The sequence below is a fragment of the uncultured Polaribacter sp. genome (assembly GCF_947495205.1).
Classification (GTDB): domain Bacteria; phylum Bacteroidota; class Bacteroidia; order Flavobacteriales; family Flavobacteriaceae; genus Polaribacter.
This window is the reverse complement of sequence record NZ_CANLXV010000015.1, coordinates 27938-46154: the sequence shown is the minus strand read 5'-3', so window position 1 is coordinate 46154 and position 18217 is coordinate 27938. Positions and strand designations below refer to the sequence as shown.

Below are 18217 nucleotides of genomic sequence, written 5' to 3'. Positions count from 1 at the left end.
AACATAAATGGCTAAAAGAAAACCTAGCACAAAAAAACCAATTGAAAACTTAGAAAACAAAACATCTGCTTTTGCTTTTTTAAAGACAAAACAAGCAAAAACTATTTTTGGCTTTTTCTTAATGTCTTTTGCTTTTTTTTTAGGAATTGCTTTTATCTCATTTTTCTTTAATTGGCAAGAAGATCAAAGTACATTAACGCAACTTGGTAATAAAACCATAAAAAGTGGAAATCTTTTAGGAAAAATAGGCGCAAATCTTAGTCACTTTTTTATTTACAAAGGTTTTGGTATCGCTTCATTTATAATCAGTTTCCTACTTTTTTTAACTGGTTTATCTGTATTACTGCATAGAAAATTAGCAAAAATTGTAATCTCATGGAATTGGGGTTTAATAGCAATGTTATGGCTTTCTGTTACTTTAGGTTTTTTAAATAAAAAATATGCCTTGCTTTCTGGTATTATAGGGTTTGAAATTAATGATTATCTACAAACTTTTATTGGCAAAACAGGATTAATAATTATTTTAAGTTTTTTCTTTATTGCCTACATCGTTTTACGCTACAAAGTAACTTTTGATGGTATTTTAGAAAAAATCAAGCAAAAAAACGAAGTTGCAAATATTGAAAAAACTACCCAAGATCTCGTTTCAAATGAAAGCACTAACCATTCTGAACCCAAAGAAGAAACTTCAGTGCAAGCTAAAAATATAATTGCAGACAAAAAGGAGCAATCTACTTTTGAAAAACCACTTATTAATTTAAAACCTACCATAACAAATCATTCAGAGGTTTCTGATAAAAAAGAGAGCATACAATTAAAGGTGGAAGAAACGGTACCTGAAGAAATAGAACCCGTTTTAAAAACAGATTTAATTGTAGAAGAAACAGTTATAGAAGAGCCAGAAGTAGAAATAGATGTTGCTATTAGCAGAGATGAAGAACATTCTACCGAAAACTTATCTGACAAATTAGTAAAAGATTTTGGTGAATTTGACCCCACTTTAGAATTGGCAAATTTCAAATTCCCAACTTTTAATTTGTTAAAACAATACAACGAAACAATTTCTATAGATCCACAAGAATTAGAAGCCAATAAAGATAGGATTGTAGAAACTTTAAAAAATTATAAAATTGGTATTGCAGAAATTAAAGCCACTGTTGGTCCAACAATTACACTTTATGAAATTGTACCAGAAGCTGGAATTAGAATTTCTAAAATAAAAAATTTAGAAGATGATATTGCACTTTCTTTATCTGCATTAGGTATAAGAATTATTGCACCAATTCCTGGTAAAGGAACAATTGGTATAGAAGTGCCAAACAAAAAATCTACCATTGTTTCTATGCATTCTGTGATTTCTTCAAAGAAATTTCAAGAATCGCCAATGGAGTTGCCAATTGCTTTGGGTAAAACCATTTCTAATGAAACCTTTGTGGTAGATTTAGCTAAAATGCCTCACTTGCTTATGGCAGGTGCTACAGGACAAGGAAAATCTGTTGGTTTAAATGCGGTATTAACATCACTTCTATACAAAAAACATCCTGCAGAGGTTAAATTTATATTGGTTGATCCTAAAAAAGTAGAACTAACTTTGTTTAACAAAATAGAGCGTCATTACTTAGCAAAATTACCAGATGTAGAAGAAGCAATTATAACAGATACTACCAAAGTTGTGCATACCTTAAACTCGCTTTGTATAGAAATGGACAATCGTTACGATTTGTTAAAAGCAGCAATGGTAAGAAATATAAAGGAGTATAATGCCAAGTTTAAAAAGCGAAAATTAAATCCTAATGATGGCCATCAATTTTTACCATACATTGTTTTGGTTATTGATGAATTTGCAGATTTAATAATGACCGCTGGTAAAGAAGTAGAAACACCAATTGCGCGTTTAGCGCAGTTAGCAAGAGCTATTGGTATTCACTTAATTGTAGCTACACAAAGACCATCTGTAAACGTAATTACTGGTATTATTAAGGCTAATTTCCCAGCAAGAATTGCATTTAGGGTAACTTCTAAAATAGATTCTAGAACCATTTTAGATGCTGGTGGCGCAGATCAATTAATTGGTCGTGGAGATTTATTATACACAGCAGGAAATGACATTAATAGAATACAATGTGCCTTTGTAGATACACCAGAAGTAGAAAAAATAACCGACTTTATTGGTTCTCAAAAAGCTTATTCTGATGCTTTTTTATTACCAGAGTATGTAGATGATGAAAATGGCACAAGTATTGATATTGATATTGCAGACAGAGATAAACTGTTTAGAGAAGCCGCAGAAATTATTGTAACTGCACAACAAGGTTCTGCTTCTTTATTGCAAAGAAAATTAAAATTAGGTTATAACAGAGCTGGCCGTTTAATAGATCAATTAGAAGCTGCTGGCATTGTAGGTGGTTTTGAAGGTAGTAAAGCAAGACAAGTTTTAATACCAGACTTTGTAGCCTTAGACCAATTATTAGAAAACGAAAAAAACGTATAATTTCTTTTTAAATTTTAAATAAAAGATTTTTAAAATCATGAAAAAAATAACAATTTTATTTTTAGCCGTATTTTTTACCACAATTACTTTTTCTCAAAATTCAGAAAAAGCAAAAAATTTGTTAGATGAAGTATCTACTAAAATGGGCGCTTATAAAAACATGTACATCCGCTTTAGCCAAACATTAAGTAATGAAGAGGCTGGAATTAATGAAGGTGACGAGCCACCAATTAGAGGAGCTATTAATTTACAAGGAGAAAAATACAATTTAAATTATCTAGGTAATCAATTTATTTATGATGGTACGCGCTTACATGTCATCAACCATGAGGAAAAAGAAATTTCTATAACAGATGGTGATTTAGGTGAAGATGACGGATTTGTTTATCCTTCTAAATTATTAAGTTTTTATAAAGAAGGCTATAACTACAACATGGGTAAATTAGAAAACACAAAAGGCAGAAGCATACAATATGTTACGCTAAACCCAATAGATAGCAATTCTGAAATTGTAAAAGTAGAACTAGCAATAGATGCAAAAACAAAGCATATTTACAAACTGATTCAAACTGGCGAAAATGGTTCTAAAACCACATTCACAATCGATCAATTTAAGAAAAACGAAGACCTTTCTCCTAACTTTTTTCAAGTAAATAAAGAGAAGTATCTCAACCAAAATTACACCATTGATTAATATTTTCAATTAACAGAAAATTAGTAGCGTATTTACAGATAAGAAACTACTTTTGCTACAATGAAAATTTTAGACAAATACATTTTAAAAACATTTTTAAGGCCCTTTGTTGCGTCTTTTTTAATTGTTCTATTTGTCCTGGTTATGCAAATTCTTTGGCAAATTTTTGAAAACATTGCTGGTAAAGGAATAGGCATGGTGTTTATTCTAAAGTTTTTATATTACACCACCTTAACTGTTGTACCACAAGCATTACCTATTGCTGTTTTGCTTTCTTCTATAATGGCACTTGGTAGTCTTGGAGAAAATTATGAATTTGCTGCTGCAAAATCTGCTGGTATTTCCCTACAACGTTTGGTTAGACCTTTAATATTACTAGCATTTCTTTTAAGTGCTATTAATTTTGTTTTCTTAAACAATATTTTTCCACATGCTATATTAAAACAAAGAAACCTTTACTTTAACATTAAAAAGAAAAAACCAGCTTTGGCTTTAGTTGCTGGTAGTTTTAATAGTGATTTAGAAAGCTATCAAATTAAATTTGATGAAAAATACGGTGAAGAAGAAAACCTGCTTAAAAAAGTTTTAATTTATGATTTAACAGGCAGACATGGAAATACAAAAGTAATTACAGCAGAAAGAGGTAAAATTATATCTGAAGAAGGCAGCAGATACATGACCTTTGTTTTGTACGATGGTTTTTATTACGTAGATCATACCAGTGCATCTAAAACCCAGGCTAAAAAGAAAAGAATGCCTGCATCTGAAGCTACTTTTAAAGAATATGAATTTAACATAGATATTTCTAAAATAGGCGGTAATGATGATTTGGGTGCAGAAAAAATAAAGAACAGCTACAATATGCGTACCTTAAACCAATTAAGTGATACCATACCAGATTTAAAAAGAGCGTATAATGAAATGCTTTCTTCTAGAGCAAATACCATTTCTACCATAGCAAATGGTAAAATGTTATATGCTTATAAAGATTCTATAAAAGTAAAAAACATAGACAGTTTAAATATTCTGAATAATTTCGACTTACAAAATAAAATAAGTGTTTTAAGTGCAGCCAGCACAAAAATGAATAGTGCCCTAACCAATGTAAGAAACAATATAAAAACTATAAAATGGAAAAGGAAAATGTTAAACTTTTTTGATTCTGAGTTTTATGGACGAATAGCATTGTCTTTTTCTTGTTTAATTCTATTCTTTATAGGAGCACCTTTAGGCTCTATTATAAGAAAAGGAGGTTTTGGTTTACCTATGATTTTAGCAATTTCCATTTATGTTATTTATTTTTTTGTGAATACCATGGGAAAAAACTTAGCAGAAGAAAGCTCCATTACATCTTTATTAGGCGCTTGGATATCTACGCTTACACTTTTTCCTTTAGGAATTTTATTAACAAAAAGAGCTACCAATGATAAAGGTATTTTTAATATTGATACCATAACACAACCTATTATTAATTTCTTTAATAAATTTAAGTCTAAAAAAGACCAATAATACCATGACAACTTTATCAAACACAAAAAAAGTAAAATTAGACAACATTGCTGCCGCAATAGAAGATATTAGAAATGGTAAAGTAATTATTGTTGTAGATGATGAAAATAGAGAAAACGAAGGCGATTTTTTAGCAGCTGCTGAAAAAGCAACTCCAGAAATGATTAATTTTATGGCCACTCATGGACGTGGTTTAATTTGTGCACCTTTAACAGAAAAAAGATGTAAAGAATTAGATTTAGGCATGATGGTAAACAACAATACAGATCCTATGGAAACTGCATTTACCGTTTCTGTAGACTTACGTGGCAAAGGCGTTACAACAGGTATTTCTGCATCTGATAGAGCCTTAACCATAAAATCTTTAATTGATACCAATACAAAACCGCACGATTTAGCCAGACCTGGACATATTTTTCCGTTAAAAGCAAAAACTGGTGGTGTTTTAAGAAGAACTGGCCATACAGAAGCTGCTATAGACTTTGCACGTTTAGCAGGCTTAAAACCTGCAGGAGTTATTGTAGAAATAATGAATGAAGATGGCTCAATGGCACGTTTACCAGAATTGTTAAAAGTCGCTAAAAAATTTGATATTAAAATTGTTTCTATAGAAGATTTGGTTGCTTATAGAATGGAACACGACTCTTTAATCGTAAAAAAAGAAGACTTTGATATAACTACTCGTTTTGGTGAGTTTAGACTAAGAGCTTACCAACAAACTACAAATAAACAAGTACATATAGCTTTAACCAAAGGTACTTGGACTAAAGAGGAAAGCATTTTAACTAGAGTAAACTCAACTTTAGTTAATAATGATATTTTAGGTACTTTAACCAATAACGCAGATCAAAAGCTAGATCAAATGTTTCAGGTGATAAATGATGAAGGCAAGGGTGCAATAATTTTTGTAAATCAACAAAATCAGTCTCAAAACTTATTAAGTAGGTTAAAAATTTTAAAAGAAAACCAAGAACAAGGAGAAATTAAAGCTCCAGAAATTAAAATGGATGCCAAAGACTTTGGTATTGGCGCACAAATTTTACATGACATTAATGTTAGAAAATTAAAACTAATTTCTAATTCGCAACAAACCAAACGTGTTGGTATTATTGGTTATGGTTTAGAAATTGTAGAATATGTAAAGTATTAGTATTCAGTATTCAGTATTCAGTATTCAGTATTCAGTATTCAGTATTCAGTATTCAGTATTCAGTATTCAGTATTCAAAACTAAAAAACTTTGCCTACTAAAAGAGAAAGTACGCTAAGTTTTTTAGTTTTTTTCAACTTTAAAATTAAACGAAAACCTCTACTCCACTTTCTAACTCTAAAGGTTCTTGGTTTTGTTGAAACAATCTTGCAGAATAATTACCTTTTAAAATTATACAATCTCCAGAAACTTGCAACCAACTGCCTTCTCTAAGACCTAAAACCGGAGTTTCATTAAATACATGAAACTCTTTTATTCTAGTTTCTCGGGTTTCTCCCATGTGTTTAGAACCTTTTTCTGGATCTAAATAATGTGCATTTATATTAAACGGAATGCAACCTAAAGTTAAAAAACTTGGTGGATACACAATTGGCATGTCATTGGTATTCATCATAGAAATACCACAAATATTACTACCTGCACTTGTGCCTAAATAAGGCGTTCCGTTTTCTAAAACTTGTTTGAAAATTGAAAAAATATCATTTTTGTATAATTGATTTACCAACTCAAACGTATTTCCACCACCTGTAAAAATAGCTTCTGCGTTTTCAATTGCATTTTTAGGGTTTTTAAATTCATGTATGCCTTCAACATTAATATCTATAAACGCAAAAGCCTTTTTTGCAATTGTTGTATACGCATCATATAAAATACCACTAGGTCTTGCATAAGGAATAAAAAGTAATGTTTTTACATTTTTAAAATGTGCTTTTAACGTGGGTAATAAGTATTCTAAATATCCACTTCCAAAAACTGTTGATGTACTTGCAATTATCATGTTTTTCATAGATCAAAAATAATTTATTTTTTTTTAGAAATTTATTTTTTTAAAAAGTGAATAAAATGTTATTTAACAGCTTTTTACAACTCTGTTAATAGAGTTTTAAGAAGCTTTACTGTTTTCTTTGCAGCAAACCAAACCAATGAAACCAAAATTATTCCTCCTATTTTTGGCAGTATCTTCTTTTTGTATTGCACAAGAAAAACAACAACTATTTTACGGTAAAATTGTAGACGCTGTAGATGTTGTAATAAATGTACACGTTATTCATATAAAAAACAACAAAGGAACTTTTTCTAATAAAAATGGTTTTTTTGAAATAGCCGCAAAAGAAAATGATAGTCTACAGATTTCTGCCATAGGTTACAAAACAAAAATTATAAAAATAAAATCCCATCATTTTAGAGAAAAACTAAATGTAATTGTTTTGGCTACAAAAAAGTACAATTTAGATGAAGTTATTGTAAAAAAACATAATCTTTTAGGCAATTTAGATATAGACCTAAAAGCGGTTCCTCCAAAAACAAAAGAAGATGTAGATGCTGTAAGTTTGGGTTTACCAGGAGCAGGAATGAAAAAAATGGAAAAACAGGATAGAGAAATTTACACAGCAACTACCAGCTCTGGCGGTATTCCTTTTGACTATTTTTTAAACGTTTTATCTGGTAGGTTAAAAAAATTAAAAAAACGAAAAAAATTAATTGAAGAGCTTCAAGATACAGATAAATTATTTCAAAAGTACGGCAAGCTACTTTTAACAAACTTTAAAATTAAAGAAGAAGACACCTACAGATTTCTAAACTATTGCGTAAAAGACAGTCTTTACAACAGCTTATTATTAATTGATGAATTTAAGTTGATTACATTTTTACAAAAAAAATCTAAAGACTTTCTATCAAATAATTACAAATAAAAAGAAAAATTATGCAACAAAAATTACTTTTCTTTTTAATAATTACAAGCACTTGTTTTTATGCTCAGCGTAAAAATAACTTTCAAGGAAAAATTTTTGATGTTTCTAAAGCACTTAAAAACGTGCATGTTGTAAATCTTCAAAATAAAAAAGGAACATTTTCTAACAAAGCCGGATTTTTTAAAATTATTGCAAAAAACAAGGATAGTTTACAAATTACAGCTGTTGGCTTTAAAACTAAAATAATAATTGTAAAACCCTATCATTTAAGAGAAACAGAAAATATTATTAAACTAGAAAATAACATTGTTATTCTAGATGAAATCGTATTAAAAAAACACAATTTAAGTGGTTTTTTATCTTTAGATATTACAAACGTTAAACAAACATATAAAGAAAAAGCTACAGCAACTTTAGAAAACCAATTAAAAGGCATGGATCCCTATTTAATTTCTAAAATGGGTATTGGCTCAGATGAAGTGCACCTTGCAAAAGCCAACAAAGTAAGGTTACCAAACAATAAATTTGAAGGTGCAGGATTTACAAGAAGATTAGGAAAAAAGAATGCAGTAAGTAAAAAAGAAAAAGCAAAAAAATTGGCAGAAAAAGAAAATTTTCCTGATGTTTTATTAAGTGAATTTGGAGCACATTTTTTCTTTAAAGAATTAAAAATTCCCAAAGAAAAATATAACCACTTTATTAATTATTGTGAAGTAAAAAATATTTTTAAGCTCTACAAACAACATAAAAAATTTAAACTCATCCAAATTTTAATAAAGGAAAGCAAATCTTATATAAAAGCCACAACAAACAAGTAAAAATCCTTTAACAGAATTTTAAACTTATTTATCATATAAAAATCTTCTTTTTACGTACTTTGTTCACCCTATAAAGTAATGTATGAATAAAAAATTACTCACACTTTTAGTGCTTCTTTTTGTATGTTTATCTTCTTTTTCTCAAGAAAGAAGAGGACTTATAAATGGTAAAGTGTTAGATTCTTTAAGCACAGTTAAAAACGCCAATATTATTAATTTAAAAACCAATCAAGGTACATTTTCTTCTGATAATGGTGCATTTAGAATTTTTGTGAAAGCAGGAGATTCTTTAAGAATTTCTTCTGTGCAACACTTTACAAAATTTGTACTTATTAAAAAAAGCAATATTACTGCTAAAAATATTTCTGTAAAATTAAAATACAGAACTGTTGTGTTAGATACTTTTGAATTAAAAAGACACGATTTGTCTGGAAGATTAGGCATAGACACCAAAGCTGTTCCTGTAAATAAAAGAGACTCTTTGCTTAGAATAAGAATGGATTTTTCTAAGATTGATAGAAATGTTGTAGGACCTATAGATGAAATGGATTTGGCAAAACCACCTTTAAACAATGTAGACCCAACAGCACAATTTGCTGGCGCAGGAGCTGCTGCTGCAATCCCATTTAAATATTCTGAAAAATTATGGGCATTGCGTAAAGAATTAGCGCAAAAAAAGGAATTTCCTTATAAAATAATGTCACGTTTAGGTGATAAATTCTTCTTTGAAAGATTAAAAATTCCAATTGATAATTACTTTCACTTTCTAGAATATTGTAATCCCTTAGGTATAGAAGACTTGTATGCAAAAGGAAGAATCTTAGATATTATAAAAATATTTCAACAAGAAGGTAAAACTTACTTAGAAATAATAAATGAAGAAAAGTAACTTGGCGCACTAATTGTTTTTATCAACACATGAAATTAAAAAACCTTTTAATACTGGTTCTAATACTACCACTACTCTCTTTTACTACACATAAGTATTATTTGAGTCTAACTCAAATTAAATTTAAAGAAAAAGCACAAGCTGTGCAGATCATTACCAGTGTTTTTATGGATGATATAGAACTGGCTGTAAATAAGGAATATAACTTAAATTTACAGTTAGCCACAAAAAAAGAATTACCAAATAACAATGTGTATTTTGAAAAATATTTATCAGATAAACTTTCTTTTAAAATAAATAATGTGGCAAAAACCTTTACATACATTGGTAAAGAATTTGAAGGAGATTTGGTTTATTTTTACTTAGAAATAGAAGAAATACCAAACGTACAATCTATTAGTGTAAACAGTAAATTATTGCTTAAAAACTTTCCTGAACAACAGAATTTAATAAAATCTAAAGTTGGCAATAAAAATAAAAGTGTACTCCTTACTAAAAGTAATCAAGAAGAAAAGCTAATCTATTCAGACTAATATTAATTAATTCAAATTTACAATTATGAAAAAACTAGGGCTACTAATCCTAACCGTATTTTTTATTTCTAGTGCATTTATGGCGCAAGAATCAAAAACAAAACAAGGTCATGTAAATACAAACAAATTTCGCCAAATGAAAGATGTTTTACCAACGCCAAATTTACAAAGAACAGCTTCTGGAGCGCCAGGTATAAAATACACACAACAAAAGGTAGATTATACAATGGACATTGTTTTAGATGATGAAAACACCAGAATTTATGGAAATGAAACCATTACTTATCACAACAATTCAGACGATACTTTACCATATTTATGGGTTCAATTAGACCAAAATATGCGTGCTGCAGACTCTAAAACTCCAGACATTCAACCCAACAGAATACCTAATAAAACATCTAAAGACAGGTTTAATGCTGCATATATAGCAGATGCTTTTGATGGTGGCTTTAAAATAGAAGGTGTAACCAATTTAGATGGCAGCAATTTATCGCACACCATAAACCAAACCATGATGCGTATTAATTTAGCAAAACCTTTGGCATCTGGAGAAAAATTTCAATTTAAAATAAAGTGGTGGTACAACATCAACAATCACAGAACCCAAGGTGGTAGGTCTGGTTATGAGCATTTTACAGAAAACGGTAACAATAATTATGTTATTGCACAATTTTATCCAAGAATGTGTGTGTATGACAATGTAGAAGGTTGGCAAAACGACCAATTTTGGGGCAGAAGTGAATTCGCTCTAGAATTTGGAGATTTTAAAGTAAACATTACCACACCAGCAGATCACATGTTAGGTGCAACAGGTGTTTTACAAAATCCAAAAGAAGTTTTTACAAAACAAGAATTAAAAAGAAGAGAAAAAGCAAGAAAGTCTTTTAAAAATCCTGTAATTATTAGAACTCAAAAAGAAGCAGAAAAAATTGAAAAAACAAAATCCAAAAAAACAAAAACATGGAAATTTGTTGCTAAAAATGTAAGAGATTACGCATTTGCATCTTCTAGAAAATTTATTTTTGATGCTATGGCTGTAGATATTAATGGAAAAACGGTTATGGCAGAATCTTTATATTCTAAAGAAGCAAACCCTTTATATGGAGACCATTCTACAAGAGCAGCCGCACAAACTTTAAAAACATATTCTAAATATACTTTTGATTATCCTTACCACAAAGCCATTTCTGTAGATGGACAAATGGGTATGGAATATCCGCAAATTTGTTTTAATCCTGGTAGACCAGATTTACCAGACGGTGGTTATTCAGACAGAGTAAAATACAGAATGATAAAAGTAACTATACATGAAGTTGGGCATAATTTTTTCCCGATGATTGTTAATTCTGATGAAAGACAATGGACTTGGATGGATGAAGGATTAAACTCTTTTATGGAAATGTTGGCAGAATTAGATTATGATCCAAATTTTCCTATTGTAAGAGGTTATCCTAAAAATATTGTTCGTTATATGGCAGGAGACCAATCTAGAATTGCACCAATTATGTCTAAAGGAGATCATGTATATAGTTTTGGTAACAACGCATATGGTAAACCTGCAACTGCTTTATGGATTTTAAGAGAAACCATTATGGGTAAAGAGTTATTTGACCATGCTTTTAAAACCTATTCACAAAGATGGATGTTTAAGCACCCAACACCAGCAGACTTTTTTAGAACTATGGAAGATGCATCTGGCGTAGATTTAGACTGGTTTTTTAGAGGTTGGTTTTATACCACAGATGTAACAGATATTGGCGTAAAAAGCGTAAAAAAGTTTTATGCCGTTGAAAAAAATAAAGAAACTATAAATTTTATAGAAGATAAAAGTGAAGGCTTAAGCATTGCAAAACCAAAAAAAGCACAACCTAAATACTTTTACGAAATCACTTACAACAAACCTGGTGGTTTGGTAATGCCAATTATTGTAGAATTTACGTATGAAGATGGTACAAAAGAGAAAAAAATATATCCTGCAGAAATCTGGAGATATACAGATAATGAAGTTACCAAAACGGTACATTCTAACAAACAGATTCGTAAAATTATGATTGATCCAGATTTAGAAACTGCAGATGTAGATACTGCTAACAATAGCTACCCAAGGCAAACAGGAGATCAGTTTAGTAGATTTAAAGCAAAAGTTAAAAATTAGTACTTTTAGAAATAGTATTTAAAACAATGTAGAATTTTTTCTACATTGTTTTTTTTAATAAAGATATGTTAAAAGTTTAACGAATTTTAACTTTATTGTGCAGTTATTCTTAATTTGCAGCACTTAAAAAAAAACAGTATTCTAACAATATGAAAAAACTTACTTTATTAGTATGTTCTCTTTTTTTCATTTCTATTGCTGCCATTGCACAGCAAACAAAAATTGACAAAAAAGGAACTCAACAAGGTCATACAGACGAAAACAAATTTAGACAAATGAAAGATCTTTTGGCAACACCAAATGATCAACACAATGCAGCTGGTGCCCCAGGACATCAATACACACAGCAGAAAGTAGACTATGTTATGGATATTCGTTTAGACGAAACAAATAACAAAATTTATGGAGATGAAGAAATTACTTACCATAACAACTCTAAAGATCATTTAGAATATTTATGGGTGCAATTAGATCAAAACATGAGGGCAGATGATTCACAAACACCTTTAGCAAAATCTAATAGTGCTTCTGCATTTATTACACCAGATAACTTTAAAAGTTCTTACATGAACCAGAAAAAAGGGTTTGGTTATAATATTACAAAGGTAGAAAGTAATGGAAAACCTTTATCGCATACTATAAACAGAACTATGATGCGTATCAATTTATCTGAAGCATTGGCTCCTGGCAAAACATTTGAATTTAGAATTCAGTGGAACTATAAAATAAACGACATTAATAAAGATGGTGGACGTTCTGGATTAGAAACATTTCCTGACGGAAACAACAATTATACTATCGCACAGTTTTTTCCAAGATTGGCTGTATATAATAATGTAGAAGGATGGCAAAACATGCAGTTTTGGGGACGCTCTGAGTTTGCATTAGAATTTGGAGATTATGAAGTAAGTTTAACAGTACCAGCAGATCATATTGTTGAAGCTACTGGAGCTTTACAAAACGAAAAAGAGGTATTATCTAAAACACAACGCAAGCGTTTTGAACAAGCAAGAAAATCTTTTGACAAACCTGTAATTATTGTTTCTCAAGAAGAAGCAGAAAAAAATGAAAAAGGAAGAGCCACTGCAACAAAAACATGGAACTTTAAAGCAAACCAAGTAAGAGATTTTGCTTTTGCATCTTCTAGAAAATACATTTGGGATGCTATGGCTGTAAATGTTAATGGTAAAACCATTATGGCAACCTCTTTATACCCAAAAGAAGGTAATCCTTTATGGGAAGAGCACTCTACAAGAGCAGTAGCCACTACTTTGAAAGAATATTCTAAATTAACGTTTGATTATCCTTATCCAAAAGCTGTTTCTGTACATTCAGAAAGACAAGGAATGGAATACCCAATGATTTGTTTCAATTTTGGACGCCCAAATCCAGATGGAACCTATTCTGACAGGACTAAAAAAGGGATGTTAGGTGTAATTATTCACGAAGTTGGTCATAACTTTTTTCCAATGATTGTTAATTCTGATGAAAGACAATGGACGTGGATGGACGAAGGTTTAAACTCTTTTGTAGAAATCTTAGCATCTGATGTATATGATCCAGAATTGTTTGCCTCTAACCCAGCTAAAGGAATTACAAGATATATGGGTGGAGACCAATCTAACATTTCTCCTATTATGTCTCAAGGAGATTATGTAAAACAATTTGGCCCAAATGCGTATACAAAACCAGCTGCTGGTTTATACATCTTAAGAAAAACAATAATGGGACCAGAATTGTTTGATCATGCTTTTAGAACCTATGCACAAAGATGGATGTTTAAACACCCAACTCCAGAAGATTTCTTTAGATCTATGCAAGATGCTTCTGCTATGGATTTAGATTGGTTTTTTAGAGGATGGTTTTACACAACAGATGTTACAGACATTGGTATTAAAGATGTAAAACCTTTGTATCTAACAGACAAGCCAAGTGAAAGAATGGTAAAACTAAAAGAACAATACAAACAGTATTTTGATAGTTTAGGAGACCTTGTTTATATTACAGATAAAAAAGAAGATGCAAACGGAAATGCAATGCGTAAATATGCAGAAGGAGAAGAAGTACCATCTTACTTATATTCTGTAGAATTTGAAAAACCAGGAGGTTTGGTTATGCCTTTAATTGTAGAATTAACATTTGCAGATGGTACAACCAAAAGAGAAACTTTTCCTGCCCAAATTTGGATGCGTGATGACAATTCTGTAAAAAGAGTTTTTGCAGCTACTAAAGAAATTAAAAGCATTGTGGTAGACCCAGATTTTGAAACTGCAGACGTAGATACGTCTAACAATACTTGGCCTAAAAAAGAAGGCGATAAGTTTGACGAATTTAAAAATAAACAGAAAAACTAAAACTAGTTTTTAAACTAAAAAGCCTCGCTTACAAAATGTAAACGAGGCTTTTTTTTATGATTTATAATTTTTAAAATTACTCTCCAGCGTAACTTACAAAATTTCTAGGAGTTTCATATAAGGTAATTTCTAAGTCTAAATGATTAGGTAACAATTTTCTTAACTTTTGGTAAGATACTACACAGATATTTTCTGCAGTTGGGTTTAAATCTTGAAACTCCAAAACTTCTAAATTTAGGTTTTTATGATCAAAACATTCTTCTATTTCAGATTTTATGTGATTTTTTAAAATGCCTAAATCATAAACATAACCGGTTTCTTGGTCTATCTCACCTTTTAAAGAAACAATCATTTCGTAATTATGACCATGAAAATTTGGATTGCTACATTTGTTAAACACTTCAAAATTTTTCTCGTCGCTCCAATCTTTTCTGTACAATCTGTGTGCTGCATTAAAATGTGCTTTTCTATGAACAGTAACTTTAGGCATAATTTTTATTTGGTTAAGTTATAATTCGCAATTTTTTCATAAGACTTTTCAAAAATAATTTTAAACCAAGCAGTGTATAATTCTGGCTTATCTTCAATATCTTTTTTCACGTTTTCTAAAGACATCCACTTATAAGCTTCTACCTCTTCCCTATTCACAACAGGTGCATCATTATAAAAACCAACCATAACATGGTCTAGTTCGTGCTCAGTTAATCCATTATCAAAAGGTGCTTTGTAAATAAAAGAAAAAACCTCTTTTAACTCTGCGGTAAATCCCATTTCCTCCATCAACCTGCGTTTACCTGCTGCGATATTACTTTCACCATCTCTTTGGTGTGAACAACACGTATTGGTCCATAATAAAGGAGAATGATATTTGCCCGCTGCTCTTTGTTGCAGCATTAACTCCCCTTTATCATTAAAAATAAAAACAGAAAAAGCTCTGTGTAATAATGCTTTTTCATGTGCTTCTATTTTTTCCATTAAACCTAATGGTTCATCATTAGTATCTACTAAAATTACGTTTTCTTTCATTATTACAAAAATAGGAAATGATGTTGCAATAAATCATAAAAAAAAATTAAAACAATAGGAATGCCTTAGTATTTTGTATTGTTGAATTATCTTTGAATTTCTAAAAAGTGACTTCTTCGAAATGAAAATATTTTTAAATACCTGTTTAGTGATTTTATTTTGTGCATTCTTAAGTTGTAAAGGAGAAAACTCATCCACAGAAAACAATAAAGAAAACACGCTAGACAAAACAAAAAATAAATTAGAAAAAAAAGTAGAAAAACGTTGGGATAGCCTTAATGAGAGTAATGTAGAAGCTTTTTTTACGGAATACGGCAAAAAAAATAAGGAGACAAAAGTTATTATTAAAACCAAATTTGGTAACATTAAGTTACTATTATATAACGATGTACCCGTGCACAGAGCCAATTTTATTTTTTTAACCAAAATAAAATACTTTAATACCACAGAAATTTATAGAGTTGCCAAAAATTTTGTTATTCAAGGTGGTAATTCAGACGAAACGTATACCTTAAAACAGAGAAGACTTTACGGTAATTATAGAATTAAACCAGAGTTTAAAAAAAATAGAAAACATAAATATGGAGCTTTAGCAGCAGCTAGAGATTGGGAGGAAAATCCTGAAAAAGAATCTAATCCTTTTGAATTTTATATGGTACATAATAGAAACGGCGCACATCACTTAAATGGCGAACACACTGTTTTTGGAGAAGTAATTGCAGGTTTTGATACTATGGATAAAATTTCTAAAGTAAAAGTAGGTGTAGATGAATGGCCTTTGGAAGACATAAGAATAACGGTTGAAATTTTAGAATAACAAACTTTATAATTGCTTCATAAAATTACCTTTAAGCATTTCCTTCTAAGATTAAATTTAATTTATTTTTGGCAAGTAATTCAATCTTGGCTTATCAATTAATACTTTCTCGATATATTTATCTTGAATAACGTTTTTTTTAAGAGATATTCATCTCAAAAAATTAGCTTTTTTAAATTTATCAACTTCACACTAGATAAACCCGTTAGAAGTTTCGTCAAAATTCGTTTCCATTTATTTTTACACCTTTTTTAGAAATTACTATTACTTTCCTCTGAAAAAACATAAAGCATTAAAAATAAAGAAAATGGACAAAAATTTAATCTTAAAAATTTGTAGCACTTACTTGAACTTTTTTATTTGTATACCTTTAAAATCAGTTTAAAAATTATAGAATAAAGCCTATCTTTGCACCTCAAAATTTGTAGATGAGCTTTTTAGAAGAAATTAAACGTAGAAGAACTTTTGGTATTATATCGCATCCTGATGCTGGTAAAACTACACTAACAGAAAAGTTATTACTTTTTGGTGGTGCAATACAAGAAGCAGGCGCTGTAAAAAATAACAAAATAAAAAAAGGCGCAACTTCAGATTTTATGGAAATTGAACGCCAGCGTGGTATTTCTGTAGCTACATCTGTCTTAGCATTTATCTATAAAGACAAAAAAATAAATATTTTAGACACACCTGGTCACAAAGATTTTGCAGAAGATACGTTTAGAACTTTAACTGCTGTAGACAGCGTTATTGTAGTAATTGATGTTGCCAAAGGTGTTGAACCACAAACCGAAAAACTTGTGGAAGTTTGTAGAATGCGTAGCATACCAATGCTAGTTTTTATAAATAAATTAGACAGAGAAGGTAAAGATGCTTTTGATTTATTAGATGAAGTAGAACAAAAACTAGGTTTAACAGTTACACCAATGAGTTTCCCAATTGGTATGGGTTACGATTTTAAAGGAATTTATAATATTTGGGAAAAAAAACTAAACCTATTTTCTGGTGATAATAAAACATCCATATCTGAAGGTATAGAATTTGATGATTTAGCAAACCCACAATTAAACGAAATTATAGGAGAAACCGCCGCTGAAACTTTAAGGGAAGAAGTAGAATTGGTAAGTGAAGTTTATCCGGAATTTGATAGAAATGAATACCTAAGTGGTTCCCTTCAACCTGTATTTTTTGGTTCTGCTTTAAATAATTTTGGGGTAAAAGAGTTGTTAGATGCTTTTATAGAAATTGCACCATCACCACAACCTAAAAAAGCAGAAGAGCGTTTAGTAGATTCTAAAGAAGAAAAACTAACAGGTTTTGTGTTTAAGATACACGCCAATATGGATCCAAAACATAGAGATCGTTTGGCTTTTATAAAAATTGTTTCTGGTGTTTTTAAAAGAAATTCGCCATACTTGCACGTTCGAAATGGTAAAAAAGTAAAATTTTCTAGTCCAAACGCTTTTTTTGCAGAGAAAAAAGAAATTGTAGACGAATCTTTTCCAGGAGATATTGTAGGAATACATGATACAGGTAATTTTAAAATTGGAGATACTTTAACTGAAGGTGAACAATTAAATTTTAAAGGAATACCAAGCTTTTCTCCAGAACATTTTAGATATGTAAATAACGCAGACCCAATGAAATCTAAACAACTATACAAAGGTTTAGACCAATTGATGGACGAAGGTGTAGCACAATTATTTACTTTAGATATGAATGGCCGTAGAGTAATTGGTACAGTTGGCGCTTTACAATATGAAGTAATACAATACCGTTTAGAACACGAATATGGTGCAAAATGTACTTACGAAAATTTACAAGTACACAAAGCTTGTTGGGTAGAACCAGAAGATGCAAAAAATGATGAGTTTAAAGATTTTAAACGTGTAAAACAACGTTATTTAGCGAAAGACAAACAAGGGCAATTGGTATTTTTAGCAGATTCTGCGTTTACCATTCAAATGACACAAAGTAAATACCCAACTGTAAAATTGCATTTTACAAGTGAGTTTAAAAATAATTAAA

15 protein-coding genes are annotated in these 18217 nt (G+C 30.1%); 12 read left to right on the top strand and 3 right to left on the bottom strand.

Annotated features, from left to right (window positions below; translation table 11 throughout):
• Window positions 1–7: 7 nt before the first annotated feature.
• Genes Q0762_RS13020 through ribB form a run of 4 tightly spaced genes read left to right on the top strand, consistent with a single transcriptional unit; the run spans window position 8 to window position 5844 of the window.
• Window positions 8–2491: a DNA translocase FtsK gene (locus Q0762_RS13020; RefSeq protein WP_298767406.1), complete on the top strand. Its 2484-nt coding sequence runs from the start codon at window positions 8–10 to the stop codon at window positions 2489–2491.
• A 37-nt stretch (window positions 2492–2528) separates the two neighbouring features.
• On the top strand, window positions 2529–3185 hold the full coding sequence (locus Q0762_RS13015; protein WP_298767404.1) for an outer membrane lipoprotein carrier protein LolA: 657 nt from the start codon (window positions 2529–2531) through the stop codon (window positions 3183–3185).
• Between the two features lie 60 nt (window positions 3186–3245).
• Window positions 3246–4694 carry an LptF/LptG family permease gene (locus Q0762_RS13010; RefSeq protein ID WP_298767402.1) on the top strand — a complete coding sequence of 483 codons (1449 nt, stop codon included), beginning with the start codon at window positions 3246–3248 and terminating at the stop codon, window positions 4692–4694.
• A 4-nt stretch (window positions 4695–4698) separates the two neighbouring features.
• The gene (gene ribB, locus Q0762_RS13005) at window positions 4699–5844 is read left to right on the top strand and encodes a 3,4-dihydroxy-2-butanone-4-phosphate synthase (protein ID WP_298767400.1); all 1146 of its coding nucleotides are present in this window, start codon (window positions 4699–4701) and stop codon (window positions 5842–5844) included.
• 144 nt (window positions 5845–5988) lie between these two features.
• Here the strand turns inward: ribB and pepE are convergent, their stop codons facing one another.
• Window positions 5989–6690 (bottom strand): dipeptidase PepE, encoded by a 702-nt coding sequence (gene pepE / locus Q0762_RS13000; RefSeq protein ID WP_298767398.1) that lies wholly within the window; start codon window positions 6688–6690, stop codon window positions 5989–5991.
• A gap of 136 nt (window positions 6691–6826) precedes the next feature.
• On the opposite strand from pepE, the gene Q0762_RS12995 reads away from it, so the two are divergent.
• The 6 genes from Q0762_RS12995 to Q0762_RS12970 all read left to right on the top strand — a co-directional run bounded on the left by Q0762_RS12995 (window position 6827) and on the right by Q0762_RS12970 (window position 14349).
• Window positions 6827–7597, top strand: a complete 771-nt coding sequence (locus Q0762_RS12995; protein WP_298767395.1) for a carboxypeptidase-like regulatory domain-containing protein — start codon at window positions 6827–6829, stop codon at window positions 7595–7597.
• 11 nt (window positions 7598–7608) lie between these two features.
• Window positions 7609–8415 carry a carboxypeptidase-like regulatory domain-containing protein gene (locus Q0762_RS12990; RefSeq protein WP_298767393.1) on the top strand — a complete coding sequence of 269 codons (807 nt, stop codon included), beginning with the start codon at window positions 7609–7611 and terminating at the stop codon, window positions 8413–8415.
• Between the two features lie 82 nt (window positions 8416–8497).
• Window positions 8498–9304, top strand: coding sequence for a hypothetical protein (locus tag Q0762_RS12985; protein WP_298767392.1), 807 nt, complete (start codon window positions 8498–8500; stop codon window positions 9302–9304).
• A gap of 29 nt (window positions 9305–9333) precedes the next feature.
• Complete coding sequence (locus tag Q0762_RS12980; RefSeq protein WP_366941007.1) at window positions 9334–9837, top strand: DUF6702 family protein; 504 nt, start codon at window positions 9334–9336, stop codon at window positions 9835–9837.
• A 25-nt stretch (window positions 9838–9862) separates the two neighbouring features.
• The gene (locus Q0762_RS12975; RefSeq protein ID WP_298767388.1) at window positions 9863–11995 is read left to right on the top strand and encodes a M1 family metallopeptidase; all 2133 of its coding nucleotides are present in this window, start codon (window positions 9863–9865) and stop codon (window positions 11993–11995) included.
• A gap of 149 nt (window positions 11996–12144) precedes the next feature.
• Window positions 12145–14349, top strand: coding sequence for a M1 family metallopeptidase (locus Q0762_RS12970; RefSeq protein ID WP_298767386.1), 2205 nt, complete (start codon window positions 12145–12147; stop codon window positions 14347–14349).
• 76 nt (window positions 14350–14425) lie between these two features.
• Here Q0762_RS12970 and Q0762_RS12965 read toward each other — a convergent pair whose 3' ends face one another.
• Both Q0762_RS12965 and idi read right to left on the bottom strand, forming a co-directional pair.
• On the bottom strand, window positions 14426–14839 hold the full coding sequence (locus Q0762_RS12965; RefSeq protein WP_298767384.1) for a 6-carboxytetrahydropterin synthase: 414 nt from the start codon (window positions 14837–14839) through the stop codon (window positions 14426–14428).
• A gap of 5 nt (window positions 14840–14844) precedes the next feature.
• Entirely contained in the window at window positions 14845–15375 is a 531-nt protein-coding gene (gene idi, locus Q0762_RS12960) for an isopentenyl-diphosphate Delta-isomerase (RefSeq protein WP_298767382.1), read from the bottom strand.
• 121 nt (window positions 15376–15496) lie between these two features.
• Between idi and Q0762_RS12955 the strand changes: the two genes are divergently transcribed.
• Together Q0762_RS12955 and Q0762_RS12950 are read left to right on the top strand one after the other, a co-directional pair.
• A complete protein-coding gene (locus Q0762_RS12955; RefSeq protein WP_298767380.1) occupies window positions 15497–16192 on the top strand; it encodes a peptidylprolyl isomerase in 696 nt (231 codons plus the stop codon).
• A gap of 428 nt (window positions 16193–16620) precedes the next feature.
• Entirely contained in the window at window positions 16621–18216 is a 1596-nt protein-coding gene (locus Q0762_RS12950; RefSeq protein ID WP_298767378.1) for a peptide chain release factor 3, read from the top strand.
• Window position 18217: the final 1 nt, after the last annotated feature.

Bases quoted from the DNA above. Each gene is read 5' to 3' on its own strand.
- ribB (WP_298767400.1), top strand. From the start codon at position 4,699: ATGACAACTTTATCAAACACAAAAAAAGTAAAATTAGACAACATTGCT.
- Q0762_RS13015 (WP_298767404.1), top strand. From the start codon at position 2,529: ATGAAAAAAATAACAATTTTATTTTTAGCCGTATTTTTTACCACAATT.
- Q0762_RS13010 (WP_298767402.1), top strand. From the start codon at position 3,246: ATGAAAATTTTAGACAAATACATTTTAAAAACATTTTTAAGGCCCTTT.
- Q0762_RS13020 (WP_298767406.1), top strand. From the start codon at position 8: ATGGCTAAAAGAAAACCTAGCACAAAAAAACCAATTGAAAACTTAGAA.
- Q0762_RS12975 (WP_298767388.1), top strand. From the start codon at position 9,863: ATGAAAAAACTAGGGCTACTAATCCTAACCGTATTTTTTATTTCTAGT.
- Q0762_RS12980 (WP_366941007.1), top strand. From the start codon at position 9,334: ATGAAATTAAAAAACCTTTTAATACTGGTTCTAATACTACCACTACTC.
- Q0762_RS12990 (WP_298767393.1), top strand. From the start codon at position 7,609: ATGCAACAAAAATTACTTTTCTTTTTAATAATTACAAGCACTTGTTTT.
- Q0762_RS12965 (WP_298767384.1), bottom strand. From the start codon at position 14,839: ATGCCTAAAGTTACTGTTCATAGAAAAGCACATTTTAATGCAGCACAC.
- Q0762_RS12985 (WP_298767392.1), top strand. From the start codon at position 8,498: ATGAATAAAAAATTACTCACACTTTTAGTGCTTCTTTTTGTATGTTTA.
- Q0762_RS12955 (WP_298767380.1), top strand. From the start codon at position 15,497: ATGAAAATATTTTTAAATACCTGTTTAGTGATTTTATTTTGTGCATTC.
- Q0762_RS12995 (WP_298767395.1), top strand. From the start codon at position 6,827: ATGAAACCAAAATTATTCCTCCTATTTTTGGCAGTATCTTCTTTTTGT.
- Q0762_RS12950 (WP_298767378.1), top strand. From the start codon at position 16,621: ATGAGCTTTTTAGAAGAAATTAAACGTAGAAGAACTTTTGGTATTATA.
- Q0762_RS12970 (WP_298767386.1), top strand. From the start codon at position 12,145: ATGAAAAAACTTACTTTATTAGTATGTTCTCTTTTTTTCATTTCTATT.
- idi (WP_298767382.1), bottom strand. From the start codon at position 15,375: ATGAAAGAAAACGTAATTTTAGTAGATACTAATGATGAACCATTAGGT.
- pepE (WP_298767398.1), bottom strand. From the start codon at position 6,690: ATGAAAAACATGATAATTGCAAGTACATCAACAGTTTTTGGAAGTGGA.